The following is a 12,691-nucleotide window of genomic DNA, read 5'->3' on the forward strand; positions in this document are numbered from 1 at the left end:
TTTTCAGACGCACTTTAAACACCCAGCTGATTCTCAAATTGAGCAGCCTCTCAGCGGGTGAGACTTTCAGACGGCTTCCCATTGGAAGTGGCGGCCGAGATACTTCAGCCGCCGCTGTCACGATTTTGCTGGATTTAATGCACCGTCTTGGGCACGGCCGCCTCTTCGGCAGGGTCAGCCAGTGGCGGTCCGCTTTCGTTCAGGACGTGTTCCAATGCCCTGACCACCTGCGGATCAAAGTGCTGACCGGCCTGCGTTTGAATCTCAGCCAAGGCCGCTGCCTGAGACCACGCCCGTTTGTAAGGCCGCTCGCTCATCAGGGCGTCGAGCACATCGGCCACGGCCACGATGCGTCCACTGATGGGAATCTGCTCACCGCACAGACCCGCCGGATAGCCGCTGCCGTCCCACCGCTCATGATGCGTCCGGGCAATTTCTTCTGCCAGGACCACCAACGGACTCTGACCTCCAGACAAGATATTGGAGCCTATCAGGCAGTGAGTTTTGACGACCTCAAACTCGTCGGGCGTGAGGCGGCCGGGTTTGAGTAAAATACTGTCTGAAACCCCGATCTTCCCGACATCGTGCATCGGTGCGGCTCGCCGGAGTAACTGCACTTCCTCGGGCGACAAGCCCAACTGGGCTGCTATCCCAGCGGCAGTTTCTCCCACCCGCGTCATGTGTTCCCCCGTGTCATCGTCCCGGTATTCTGCGGCCCGGGCCAGCCGTTCTAGTACCTCCACCTGCGCCGCTTCGACTCGACTTCTAAGCAGCGTGTTGTGCTCTTGAATCGTCGTTTCCGATACCTTGCGCTCGGTAATGTCGATGGCCACGCCAATCAGCCCCGTCAGCGTGCCATCGGGCCCCCACGCTGGAAGCTTGGAGGACCAGAACGTCCGGCGCGCCCCATCAGGCAACTGGTCCGTGACTTCGTAAGTGATGCCCTGGGCCTGCTCAAGAACCTGTTCATCTCGGAGGCGCGAAGCACTTGCGACCTCTGCGCCAAACAGCTCATCATCTGTCCGTCCCAGAATGTCCTCTACCAGGCGGCCAATTTGCGCTGCACCTGCCTCATTAATCATGGTGTAACGCCGCGCCTGATCTTTAACGAAAATGGCCTCTGGAACCGTGTCAACCACAGCCCGGAGCAAGCGGTTGCTGCTTTCAAGAGCGCTTTGGGCGGCCTCCACATCCGTGAGATCGCGCAGGGACGCCGTGAACAGCCGTTCATTGGGCAAGTCCAGCGCCGTGATGGCCAGCTCGCAGGGAAAGGTCTCTCCCGTGCGCCGCAGGGCGGTCAGGTGCAGGCGCCGGCCCAGGACAGGCCCTTCGCCCGTTCTCAGGTAGTGGGCCAGCCCACGCTGATGTGCGTCTCGCCACTCAGGAGGAATGATGTGCGCCGCCAACTCCTGGCCAATCAGCTCTTCACGGCGGTAGCCAAACAGGCGCTCTGCCGCTGGATTCCACTCCGTGACCTTTCCGTGTTCGTCCATGACAATGACGGCGTCAAGTGAGGAGTTGAGCACCGCCGCGTGGACCGCTTCCTGGTGAGTCAGCCGCGCCAGCGTGCGCCGCAGTTCCAACTCGCTGACGACACTATCGGCCAGGTGCTGCAACATCTGGCACTCATCTGGCGTCAATGGCGCGCGGGGTTGCTGGTCAAGGATACACAGGGTGCCCAGTTTCTGTCCGTCTGGTGTGACCAGAGGCGCCCCCGCGTAAAAGCGGATGTGCAGCTCACCTGTGACCAGCGGATTGTCCACGAAACGCGGGTCTTGCCGGGCATCTGGAACGACAAGCACCCCGTCCTGTTCCAGGGCATGCGCACAGAATGAAACCGAACGGGACGTCTCCCGAAAGTCCAGCCCGTAACAGGCTTTGAACCATTGCCGCTCAGCGTCAACGAGTGACACGAGGGCCATAGGCGCTTTAAAAAAGGCACTCGCCAGACGAACGGCGCGGTCATAGACCGCTTCCGGTGGCGTATCAAGAATCTGATAGGACTTCAGGGCCAGGAGGCGCGCCGCCTCAGTCTGCTGCTGGGCGTCTGCGCTCATGGACTGAGCATAGAAAACTGGCCCTTTCAGAAGCCTCACGGCCCGCTGATTCATGAAGTCTTAAACGGTTCAGGCCAATTGTAGGTTGAAGCATGAATGAGACAACTCTGCTTCTCCTGGCAGCCTCGCCACCACCGCTTTAAGGACTCAACCTGCTCGCCGCCGCGCCTTCTGAGCGTACATACGTTCATCGGCAAGCCCCAGGAGGGCTTCACCAACACCCTCATGCGGAAAATACGCCGCCCCCACACTGGCCCCCAACTCGGGAAAGCCCCGCGCCTGCACATCCCGCACGATACTGGCGACCCGCTCATGAACGGCTGGTTCGCCCTCCGCCGCGCTGTGGGCCAGCAGCAGCGCAAATTCATCTCCTCCCAGGCGGTAGGCGCGGTCCTCGGGACGGAAAGCCCCGGGCAGCGCGCGCCCAAAGGCCGAGAGGAGCGCGTCACCGTGGGCATGGCCCTGACGGTCATTGACGGCTTTCAGGCCGTCCAGATCAATCATGACGACCGCCAATGTCAGGCCGTGGCGCTGGGCACGCGCCGTTTCACGAACCAGATCCGTTTCGAAGGCGCGGCGGTTGGCCAGGCCGGTCAGCGTGTCCTCGTGGGCCAAGCGCTGTGCAAGGGCATGCTCCTGCGCGCGGGTGGTCACGTCACGCGCCACCACAGCCTGCCCCAGGGTGTTCCCCCATGCGTTGCGCACCGTTGACAGGCGCAGCTCCCACACCTCGCGGCCGGGGCGCCACTCGGTTATGCGCCCCTCGGCCATCTGTGGCCAGCTCTGAAACACGTCCCCTATCTGTGCGCCGCGCAGTTCGGGGGCAGGGCGGCCAGCCAGCCGGAGGGCACGCTCATTGATATCCAGAATCCGGTTGTGGGCATCCAGGACGAAAACCGCATCTGTGAGCTGTTCGACGACCTGACGGTGAGCGAGCGGCGCCACACGGAGCAGCCCGTAGCGCCTCATGCTCCAGGCAACAGGCAGTAAACACAGCGCGAAAAAGACAGGTGCAGGCGCCACGCCTCCAGGTAAAACCGGAATGCCCAGGAGAAAAGCGGTATTGACCGCGTTAGGCACCAATACGGTCAACAGCATCACGAGGCTCTGGGCGCGGTCAGAGCGTTGCCCAGAGCGCCAGGTGGACAGCAGTCGCCAGGCGCCCCATACCAGCAGCGCATTGGGATAAGCCACGATCAGGAGCCAATACAGCGGCGTGCGCTCGACCTGGCCCCAGGTGGGGACCGTGCCTGGCGGGAAGCGCCAGATTAGACTGTGCTGCTCATTGGTCCAGAGCAGCACGAGGGCCAGGCAGGGCACCACCAGCAGGGGCAGGAGCCGCGAGAGGGGCAGAGGTTCAGGAAGTGGCTGCAAGTAGCGCAGGACCAGGGCCAGCCACGCGACAGGAATGGTCAGAATGCCCAGGAACTGCACCAGGCCCCACCGCCACCGGTCCTGCGCGTCACTGGCTGTGAGGGACAGAACGTCGCCAATAAGCCACACACAAATCCCCAGAAGAACTGCCAGGAACGCCCGCTGAAGAGGCTGTCCCAGCCGGTGCAGAATGCTCCCGGCCATCAGGAGAGTGCCTGACAACGCCAGCAGCGGCAGCAGCGTGGCAGAGGTCAGGATGTAGGTCGTCATAGGTCAGCCGGGAGGGTGAGCGCAGCTTAGGACGGGGCGACTTGCGAAAGTCTCACCGGGGGTGGCCGGGCTCATCTCTGAAGAGTGGAGGGGGAAATTCATCTCAGCAGCTATCCGCCGAATGCCTCTCCACACAGATGAAAGGCAGAACGACTCAGCTGGGCGAGGGCCTCACCTGTGCAGCAAATTGGCAGAGCCGCAGTCCAGGTGCGGGCACATTTTGACCAGCCGACGAGCCTGTGGCCTGTATACCATCAGGCTAAAAAAGGCCTCTGGCGGCTCACCGAAGGGAGGCCAGGAGTTACGCCGGACTCACCCTCGGGCTGCGGCTGTGATGCGGTCAGTTGCCGCGCGAGTGGCTTCCGGGTGCTGCTCTAACGCCTGAACCAACGACGCCAGACTGTTCGCCTCTTTGGTCAGAGGCTGCTTCACCGCGCGCCAACGAAGTGATTTCATACGCCATTGTACTTAGACGAGGAGGGCGTGACCAGGTTCGGCACAGGCTGCTTTCCACCTTCGGGATGGACGAAGCGTGTGCTCCACGAGCAACCTCATAGGTCTGGCACCTCTGACCGTTGAGGACCAGACAACAGGTCGCCTGAACCTGCGACCTCGGCGCTTCTTCTCAAAACCAAGCACTTGCTATGACGAGTGCATTGCTCTCTGTCATGCCAGGCGATCTGTGCAATAACGGTCCATTAACGTTAAAAGGTCAACACTGCCCGCATGGACTCTCTCCGAGTCAAACTCACCACCGGCTATATCTCCGCACGGCTGTATCTCCTGATCTCCGTCACGAACTCAGGTGATGACACCGTTCCTGTGGTTCGCACCATCACTCTTCAGGGCAATGCCGCCCACTTCATTGACCTTCCTCTCGATTCCACCCTGGGGATCACCACGACCCGGCCGCTGCCCGCGCTGCTCTATCCCAGCGACCGCCTCCTTGTGTCCTTACCGTTCCAGGCACTCACTCAGTTGGAGCCTCTCTTCTTCCTGCCTCTTCAGGTCAGCGCGCATGTCCGGGACATGACTGGAGAGACTTTCAGTAGCCTGCCGGTCACACTTCACGCTCCTACGGAATAGAGGAAAGCCTGCGTTCTCAAGCACGGATGGCTCAAGTCAGGGTTTGTGCCTGGGTCCATTCGCTTCTGCCTGGGTCAATGCCAGTCCATCAAAGTGTCTAGCGAGCGCAAATTGCCAGCTTCCAGGCGTGAGGGATTCCGAAGGGTCAACATGGGGCCAGCCGCTGCACCCGCGGCACGTTCAATCCGTATTTATAAACGGTGAGACTGGGCTGCCGCGCTGAGCATGGCGCATGCCACGAAGTGTTCCCCGTCCTAGTCAGCGCTGCTGGAGCCAGCAGGCTAGAGATTTCAGCGAAAGCGAACCACGCCTCCAGCGGAGCACCGGCCCCTATTGAGGAGAGCCTGAACACCACATGCGACCTCATGGCGATCACCCGCCAATAAGGCGAGCCTCTGACTGAGGCCATCAGGCCTCAAGCAGTCCAGGGAAACTTCTTCCTCCACGTTCTTTGTAGCCTAGAGGGGCAGATCAAAGCGCATCAGGTCACGGCCCACCGTGATCGGCCCAGCATAGATGTCAGCCATTCCCGCCGTGTAGGCGGCCTCCGCTTCCGGCGTCGCCAGCGGCACCGGAATGTGGTGCGTCAGCACGAGATGCTTGACCTGAGCGTCTTGGGCCACCTGCGCCGCTTCCAGCGTGGTCGTGTGGTACTTCGCTGGATTGGTGACCTGCACCGCCTGCGCCGGATGGGCCTGGGCGATCTCGGCCAGCCACTGGGCCTGATAGGCGTCGTGGATCAGCAGGTCTGCCTGCTGCGCGTGGCGCACGGTGCTTGGCACCGGACGGGTGTCCCCACTGATCACGACCCGGCGACCGCCAAACTCGATGAGATACCCCAGCGCAGGTTCAACCGGCCGGTGGTCAACTTCAAAGGCAGTCACGCGAACCCCACCCTCATCAAACACCACGCCGGTATTGCATTCGGTGTACTCCACGTGGGCGCCAGCGGCCTCGGACTTGTTGTACGCGACGCGGAGGTCAATATCGTAGGCCAGGGCGGTGTGGAAGGCTCCGATGATCTCACGGGTCCGGCTGGGTCCGTAGACCCGCATGGCCTGGGCACGCCCCTCGATAACGCCCACATGTGTGCGCCAGCTGCTGATGAAGAGATCTGGAAAACCAGCGTTGTGGTCGTAGTGGTGGTGGGTAAAAAACACGTCCCGTACCCGCTGCGGCATGAGGCCAGAGGCGATCAGCTGCCGGGTCGTGTCGCAGCCGCAGTCAAAAAGCAGCACCTGGCCGCCGACGGCAACGGCCACCGCAGGTTTGGCGGCGCCCGGGTAGGCACGTGGCGTGCCGGTGCCCAGCAGAATGACGCTGAAGCCGTCGGGTGCCAGGGGCGCGATGGGGGTGGGCTGAATGAACGGCTGGGCCATAGCTCATTTTCGCGCGGCCGCAGGGCCCCTGAAGCCACGCTGTTGGACAGGCCCCTGAAGGAGAGCTGTAGGCATTTGCAGGACGAGGGCGGGCGGCAGCCTGTATTGCAGCGGTTCTAAGGTCTTCGTCCTCCTGAGGCACCAGCAGCTACCCTCTGGCGTTCACAGGGGTCCACGTTTACGTTCTACCTGAACCGGTCTAGTGAGCTGCGTGACCTGCATGAGCCCGAAGATTGAAAACGCTTTCACCACTTGTTAGGGTGATGGAGTTCCACAGTTCATCGGGTGACCCGCACTCGTCCTCACGGCGCGTCCTGCTGCGCTGGTGGGCCTGCGTGAGCTGCCCAATCGGAGGTTTGTCATGCACCGGTCCCTACCTGTCGCCGCCACCCTCGCCCTCAGCCTCGCCGCGTGCAGTCCGGCCCCCACGCCGCTTGCCGCAGGCGAACCTTCTCTGCACGCCCAGGCCACCTGGAGCCTCGTGTACGCCGACGAGTTTAACGGGACTGGTCTGGACACCAGCAAGTGGATCGCTGTCAACGGACCGGCCAACGTGAACAGCGAATTGCAGTACTACACCCCGGAAGACGTGTCGGTGCAGGGCGGCAGCCTGGTGCTCCGCACGCAGAGACGTGCCTTTGGAGGGCGCGGGTACTCTTCCGGTGAGGTGCGCAGCGGAAACAACGTGACGGTCACGCGCGGCAGCGCCGTCGAATGGCGGACGAAGATCCCCAAGGGCAAGGGCATCTGGCCGGCGAACTGGCTGGTCAGTACAGCCTGCAACGGCATTGACGGCTGCGGCTCGGCCTGGCCGCCCGAGATCGACGTGATGGAGGTGCGGGGCTCGCAACCCGCCGTCAACGTCATGACGCACTGGTGGGGCAGCTATCCAAACCAGGCTTACCAGACGAGCACCTACACTGGCCCCGACCTGAGCCAGGCGTTTCACACCTACCGCGTGGAGTGGCTGGCCGACAGCATCACCTTCTACGTGGATGGGGTGCAGCGCGCCCGTCATACCGCGAACATCACGAGCGGCACCATGCAACTTGTGATGAACACCGCCGTGGGCGGCATGTTTGATGGGAATCCGGATGGCAGCACCACCTTTCCGCAGTATCAGTACGTGGACTACGTGCGCGTCTACCGGAACACTGGCGGCAACACGGCGGGGCCGAACCTTGTTACGAACAGTTCCTTTGATGGGGGCCTCAGCGGCTGGGGCGTGTGGTCACCAAACAATGCGTACCAGGGCACGGCGTTCGCGGAGACGTATAACGGCCGCAACGGCATGCACGGCACGGAGTACAGCACCTCGCCCTACGAAGTGCACACCTACCAGATCAAGACCGGGCTGGCCAGCGGCAACTACACCATGCGGGCGTGGGTGCGCTCGACCGGCGGGCAAAGCGTCGGCGAGATGCTGGTCAAGAACTTCGGTGGCGCGCAGCGCAGTCTCGACATCCGCGGTTACACGAACTGGACGCAGGTGAGCATTCCGAATGTGAACGTGACCAACGGGCAGGCGGAGATTGGCTTCCACACGGCGGCCGGAGCGTACCAGTATCTGTACTTCGATGATGTGGAGTTCTTCAAACAGTAAGGGACCTCTGCTGGCACGGTGAGCTCACAGCCAGCGAGAGAGGACCCTTCGCCAGGCGTTCACGACAAGACCTACATCAGCGCTCCAGATCGGTAACGCCAATCTGGGGCGTTGGTGTGCATGATGACAGGAAGGGCTCAAGATTCCGTCGGAGATAGTTTAAGAAAACGCTTGCAGATAGTAATTGCCGCGTCAGCCTGACCAGCAGTCCAGTCTGATGTGGTACGCCCTGACACGCTCCCTGCCGGCCACTTAGAGGCTGGCCTCAGTGAGTCTGAGGCGCCTCCAACATGCCCGCAGGTCCTCGGTGACAGGGCAATTCACCGCTATATATCTGTGGGATGGAGCGCTCCTGTTGAGGAGGAAATAAACCTGACCTGGCCACCAATTGGATGTGGCGAATGGGTTAGGGCACCTCCTCAGCTCGAAGAACAGACCTCTTCCCAGGCCACCCGATCAGGCGAGTGTCTTCTCGTCAGGAGCCGCAGCCTCCACCGCAGCCACTCCCGCAACTGGACCCACCATCACTGCTGTCCCCGTCAACCCCATCGCCAGCCAGCGTCATGCTGCCCCCTCCACGGGCACCCAGCGCCAGCAGCGCAATGACCCCCAGGCCGCTCAGCAGCGGCCACCCCATCAAGAATGTCAGAAAGATGAACGCGCCCAGCAGCCCCATCCAGGTCTGGGGCTGGCGACGCACCGACGTGGCTGGGGTCATGACCGCCGCCGGCCTGGGCCAATAGGTGTCCGGCGCCGCTTCGCCGAAGGTCAAGGCGTATTCAGCGAGGGTGCGCGCGTACTGTTCCCGGAAGTGGTCGTCATCTCCAGGGGCGCCGGTGCCCGGCTCATGGTGCAGAGGGGCTGGCAGCACCGCCTGAAACGCGGCGTAATCCCGCGTGAAGAGGATGTGCGCGTGCCAGACCTCATCCACGCTCTGCGAGGGAGTGACACCCTGGCCCTGGGTGGCAAGGTAAACAAAGCGGCGATATTCACGCTCAGCGCCAGCCAGAAAGGGAGCCGTCCAACCATGTTCGCGCTGCAAGCGGTCGTGAAGGCCAGCGGGTAGGGACCAGGTGTTCAGAGCAGGATTGGGGGTGGGTGCGCGGTGGACGGTCATCGTTGCCTCCAGAGATCTCTTCGGTGTCAGCTGTCGCGCGGTCTGTTGGCCCGGCTGAGGCCAGCATTGGCCTGCCGTGTCAGCGGCCTGTCAGGGCAGAGCCCTCCGGCCCACACAGCAGAGCAGTAGATGCGCTGGCCAACGTTGACGCGCCCCAAATATGGCGCCCCTTAGAGAAATCAAGGCGGCCTCTGGGTCGCCTTCTTGTCTTGAGGTGGAGGAGCTGTGGCCTGCTCGCTATGCTGGAGGCCACACTATGAATGACTGGGACGATCTGCTGCTGACAGGTGGTTTTGCCGTACGTGAGTCCATCTTTGCTGGATTGACGCTTGAACAGGTGACGGCGCGGCCACAGGAGGTGCCGCACAGCATCTATCAGGAACTCTGGCACGCGGCGATGGTGCTGAAAATCAGCCTGGATGAGGGCCGATCTGCCCTGGAACACTGGCCCTATGCCCACCACTTCCCGCCCGACCCAGCACCCGCCAGCCAGGCCGAGTGGGACGATCTGGTCGCGCTGTTCATGCTGTCCTCCAGGCGGGCCGTCACTCAGGCAAAGGATGAACGCTGGCTGACGGCGCCAGAACCCGGCTATCCCCACACCCAGTGGCGTGACGGGCTAGAGTTCTTGGCTGTGCACACGGCCTACCACCTGGGCAAGATTGTGAGTCTTCGGCAGGTCATGCACCTCTGGCCGTAACACCACAGGCTGAACTTGCGGCGACGCTAGATCGGATATAAAGATCGCTGACTCTACTGCCTGTTGCCGGAGCCGTACTGTACATGTGGCCAGAAGGCCACCATTTGCCCCATTACCCATCAGGGCCTCCGACGCCGACACTGCAAACGATTTCTGACGGCGAGCATTAACTTGCAAGCTATACGCATGCCCTACGTCTTCCTCACAGCTAGCACCATGACAGGGAAAAGAGCCCACGCCGGCCTCGTTCAAAGCAGCTCTAGCGCCGTTCATACCCGCCCGGTTTTGAGGCGAAGCTCTAGCGGTATGACAACACCCTGCCTGATGTAGGCCAGGCCAGCGTCCCTACCAGCCCCCACGATCAAGGACACCGCCAGCACAGTCAGTTCAAAGTGCACTAACGTCTCCTCTACCGGTGAGTCCTCAAGCCACAGGAAGGCTAGAGGCATCCCTGAAATATCAAGCTGTGGTGGCCCGTCTCCCCTTCCTTGACGGCGCCCTGATGTGTGCTTACGCCTCACGCACCCATATCAAGGCGGCTAACGCAACTTTCGCTTACCAATTGGGCAGGCGTGGTGTCAACGACCAGAACGCGATCAGCCGTTCAAACATTTGCATCAGCTCACTCAGATGCGGCGCCTTGACAATGTAGAAACTCGCCTGCCGGTCATAGGCATCCAGAATGTTCGTCTGACTTTCCGAGGTCGAGAGAATGCCAACGGGCAGATGACAGAGTGCAGGGTCGTGGCGGATGGACGACAGCACCTGAAGACCCGTCAGCCCCGGCATGTTGATGTCAAGCAGGATCAGGTCCGGCAGGGGCTGCTCAGGGTCTCGCAGGTGAGCCAGTGCCGCTTCGCCGTCGGAGGCTGTGGTCAGGCGCACCCGGTCAGCATGAGTTTCAAGGGCGACCTGAGCCAGCATGAGGTCGGCGGGACTGTCGTCGACCACCAGAACACGCATGCGGTTGGGCATAGGAGCAGCATCGCATATTGCCAAGGGGCTAAATGGTCAACGTCGCAGCACAACTCTCAGGCAACGGCGGGCAGCATATTCTGGCCTCATGCGTGCGATTTCTTTCCTTCCTCTTGTGCACAGCACATGGTCACCGCTGCCCGTGGTTCACCCATGAAACCAGCCCTCCTGCTGGCCCTCGCCATCGTGGCGGAGGTGCTGGCCACAGCGGCGCTACGCGCGTCTGATGGATTTTCCCGCCTGATTCCCTCGGTGGTTGTGGTGCTGGGGTATGCGGCCGCATTTGCACTCATGGCCCAAATTCTCAAAAGCTTTCCTCTGGGCCTCACCTACGCCGTGTGGTCCGGCGTGGGCACAGCGCTGACGGCAATCGTGGGCTGGCTGTATTTCCGGGACGCGTTCAACGGCATGGCTGTGGCTGGCATCGCCCTGATCATTCTGGGGGTCGTGGTGCTGAATATCAGTGGAACAGCCAAGCACTGACACAGTGCCCACCCAGGCTTCGGCACAACGGAAACCGCCTGGCCAGCGAGGCTGGACGCGCTGTCTAGAACAAACGTTCGTTGGGCAGGTCGCGTACAGTAGAGGGCATGAGCGACAACCCAATCTTCTCTTTCCGAACGCGCGCCGTTCATGCCGGTCACGGCCTTGACCCATCCACAGGCGCCCACGCCACCCCTATTTACGCCACCAGCACCTTCGGCTACGGCAGCGCCGAACGCGGCGAGCGCCTGTTTGCCGGTCAGGAAGACGGCTACTTTTACTCGCGCCTGAGCAACCCCACGGTGCGCGCCTTTGAGCGCAAATTGGCCGACCTGGAAGGACTCCCTGAAGCGGTGGCCTTTGCCAGCGGGATGGGCGCGGTGTCGGCCATCTGCCTGACGCTGCTGCAACCCGGCGACGAGGTCATTTTCGTGGCCCCACTGTACGGCGGCACCACCGGCTTCCTGCACGAGGTGGCTGCCAAATTCGGCGTGACCGTTCATGAGGCAGCCGACGAAGACGCCCTGGACGCCCTGGTGAGCCCCAAGACACGCCTGATCTGGGTCGAAACCCCCACCAACCCGCGCCTCAACATCGTGGACCTGGCCCGTGTGGCGCGCGCCGCGCAGGGAGTGGGCGCCCTGAGCGTGGTGGACAACACCTTCAGCACCCCGGCGCTGACCCGGCCCGCCGAGCACGGCATTGACCTCGTGATGCACAGCGCCACCAAGTACCTGGGCGGGCACGGCGACGCCATCGGAGGCGTCGTGGCGGGCCGCGAGGACCTGCTGACCGAACTGCGCTTGGTAGGCTTGCGGCATGTGGGGGCTTCCCTTGGCCCGTTTGAGGCCTACTTGTTCCTGCGCGGCATGAAAACGCTGCCGCTGCGGATGGCCGCCCACTGCGAAGGCGCGCTGGCACTGGCCCAGGCGGTGCGTGGCCACCCGGCTCTGGCCGCCACCCTTTACCCTGGCCTCAGCGACCACCCCGGCCATGAAGTAGCTACCCGGCAAATGAGCGGGTTTGGCGGACTGGTCAGTCTGGAACTGGGCACCCGCGCCGCCGCCATGACGTTTGTGGATGGCCTGAAGCTGTTCACGCAGGCCGTGAGCCTAGGCGACGTGGAAAGCCTGACCTGCCACCCCGCCAGTACCACCCATGCCCTGCTGGGCGACGAGGCGCTACTGCGTCAGGGCGTTACGCCGGGCCTGGTGCGCCTGAGCGTCGGCATTGAAGACGCGGCCGACCTGATTGACGATGTACTAAGGGCGCTGGACCAGGTACCGGCCCAGCCAGAAACGGTCAGCCGGTAAGAGGCTCTAAACTAAAAATCAAGGTGGGGCCGGCTGTAGGGAAATGCCGGCCTTCCGTCATTGCAGAGACAGGAACTGGCGATCCTGTCCGACTCGTCAGAGTGACAGCCAAAGCGGCTAAGAGTCATCACCCCTACTGCTTTCCAAAACGGAAAAGGTGATCGAAAGAGCTGGCAACACCAACGGCACGGAAAGGCATCTTCGGCCTCGGGGTGAACCGGGCATTCGCTGCCAGAACGCAGACATTAACCCGCTTTCAAGAGGTCGCAATTGTTCTCCAAGCGGCTATGTGTTATGCTGTGAACATAACAGGGATATGCCCTTAGGAGGAGAA

10 protein-coding genes are annotated in these 12,691 nt (G+C 62.1%); 5 read left to right on the forward strand and 5 right to left on the reverse strand.

Annotated elements, in window-relative coordinates; genetic code table 11:
• Positions 1-134 precede the first annotated feature (134 nt).
• The gene (locus tag GO986_RS06025) at positions 135-2,057 is read right to left on the reverse strand and encodes a PAS domain S-box protein (protein WP_198170441.1); all 1,923 of its coding nucleotides are present in this window, start codon (positions 2,055-2,057) and stop codon (positions 135-137) included.
• Between the two features lie 147 nt (positions 2,058-2,204).
• A complete protein-coding gene (locus tag GO986_RS06030) occupies positions 2,205-3,701 on the reverse strand; it encodes a GGDEF domain-containing protein (RefSeq protein ID WP_157458391.1) in 1,497 nt (498 codons plus the stop codon).
• A gap of 726 nt (positions 3,702-4,427) precedes the next feature.
• Here GO986_RS06030 and GO986_RS06035 point away from each other — a divergent pair.
• A complete protein-coding gene (locus tag GO986_RS06035; RefSeq protein WP_157458392.1) occupies positions 4,428-4,787 on the forward strand; it encodes a hypothetical protein in 360 nt (119 codons plus the stop codon).
• A 458-nt stretch (positions 4,788-5,245) separates the two neighbouring features.
• Here GO986_RS06035 and GO986_RS06040 read toward each other — a convergent pair whose 3' ends face one another.
• The gene (locus GO986_RS06040) at positions 5,246-6,166 is read right to left on the reverse strand and encodes an MBL fold metallo-hydrolase (RefSeq protein ID WP_157458393.1); all 921 of its coding nucleotides are present in this window, start codon (positions 6,164-6,166) and stop codon (positions 5,246-5,248) included.
• A 361-nt stretch (positions 6,167-6,527) separates the two neighbouring features.
• On the opposite strand from GO986_RS06040, the gene GO986_RS06045 reads away from it, so the two are divergent.
• Positions 6,528-7,769 carry a glycoside hydrolase family 16 protein gene (locus GO986_RS06045; RefSeq protein ID WP_157458394.1) on the forward strand — a complete coding sequence of 414 codons (1,242 nt, stop codon included), beginning with the start codon at positions 6,528-6,530 and terminating at the stop codon, positions 7,767-7,769.
• 475 nt (positions 7,770-8,244) lie between these two features.
• Here the strand turns inward: GO986_RS06045 and GO986_RS06050 are convergent, their stop codons facing one another.
• A complete protein-coding gene (locus tag GO986_RS06050) occupies positions 8,245-8,886 on the reverse strand; it encodes a glycine-rich domain-containing protein (RefSeq protein ID WP_157458395.1) in 642 nt (213 codons plus the stop codon).
• A gap of 256 nt (positions 8,887-9,142) precedes the next feature.
• On the opposite strand from GO986_RS06050, the gene GO986_RS06055 reads away from it, so the two are divergent.
• The gene (locus GO986_RS06055; RefSeq protein WP_157458396.1) at positions 9,143-9,586 is read left to right on the forward strand and encodes a DinB family protein; all 444 of its coding nucleotides are present in this window, start codon (positions 9,143-9,145) and stop codon (positions 9,584-9,586) included.
• Between the two features lie 555 nt (positions 9,587-10,141).
• Here GO986_RS06055 and GO986_RS06060 read toward each other — a convergent pair.
• Positions 10,142-10,561, reverse strand: a complete 420-nt coding sequence (locus tag GO986_RS06060; RefSeq protein WP_157458397.1) for a response regulator — start codon at positions 10,559-10,561, stop codon at positions 10,142-10,144.
• A gap of 153 nt (positions 10,562-10,714) precedes the next feature.
• Here GO986_RS06060 and GO986_RS06065 point away from each other — a divergent pair, with 153 nt between their 5' ends.
• Together GO986_RS06065 and GO986_RS06070 are read left to right on the forward strand one after the other, a co-directional pair.
• Positions 10,715-11,044: a DMT family transporter gene (locus GO986_RS06065; RefSeq protein WP_157458398.1), complete on the forward strand. Its 330-nt coding sequence runs from the start codon at positions 10,715-10,717 to the stop codon at positions 11,042-11,044.
• Between the two features lie 107 nt (positions 11,045-11,151).
• Entirely contained in the window at positions 11,152-12,357 is a 1,206-nt protein-coding gene (locus tag GO986_RS06070; protein ID WP_157458399.1) for a trans-sulfuration enzyme family protein, read from the forward strand.
• The last annotated feature ends 334 nt before the right edge of the window (positions 12,358-12,691 follow it).

This window comes from Deinococcus arboris (genome assembly GCF_009755355.1).
GTDB classification, from domain to species: Bacteria; Deinococcota; Deinococci; order Deinococcales; family Deinococcaceae; genus Deinococcus; species Deinococcus betulae.

What these genes read in the sequence shown, in the direction of transcription:
- GO986_RS06025 (WP_198170441.1), bottom strand. Translation starts at nt 2,057, where the DNA reads ATGAGCGCAGACGCCCAGCAGCAGACTGAGGCGGCGCGCCTCCTGGCC.
- GO986_RS06030 (WP_157458391.1), bottom strand. Translation starts at nt 3,701, where the DNA reads ATGACGACCTACATCCTGACCTCTGCCACGCTGCTGCCGCTGCTGGCG.
- GO986_RS06035 (WP_157458392.1), top strand. Translation starts at nt 4,428, where the DNA reads ATGGACTCTCTCCGAGTCAAACTCACCACCGGCTATATCTCCGCACGG.
- GO986_RS06040 (WP_157458393.1), bottom strand. Translation starts at nt 6,166, where the DNA reads ATGGCCCAGCCGTTCATTCAGCCCACCCCCATCGCGCCCCTGGCACCC.
- GO986_RS06045 (WP_157458394.1), top strand. Translation starts at nt 6,528, where the DNA reads ATGCACCGGTCCCTACCTGTCGCCGCCACCCTCGCCCTCAGCCTCGCC.
- GO986_RS06050 (WP_157458395.1), bottom strand. Translation starts at nt 8,886, where the DNA reads ATGACCGTCCACCGCGCACCCACCCCCAATCCTGCTCTGAACACCTGG.
- GO986_RS06055 (WP_157458396.1), top strand. Translation starts at nt 9,143, where the DNA reads ATGAATGACTGGGACGATCTGCTGCTGACAGGTGGTTTTGCCGTACGT.
- GO986_RS06060 (WP_157458397.1), bottom strand. Translation starts at nt 10,561, where the DNA reads ATGCCCAACCGCATGCGTGTTCTGGTGGTCGACGACAGTCCCGCCGAC.
- GO986_RS06065 (WP_157458398.1), top strand. Translation starts at nt 10,715, where the DNA reads ATGAAACCAGCCCTCCTGCTGGCCCTCGCCATCGTGGCGGAGGTGCTG.
- GO986_RS06070 (WP_157458399.1), top strand. Translation starts at nt 11,152, where the DNA reads ATGAGCGACAACCCAATCTTCTCTTTCCGAACGCGCGCCGTTCATGCC.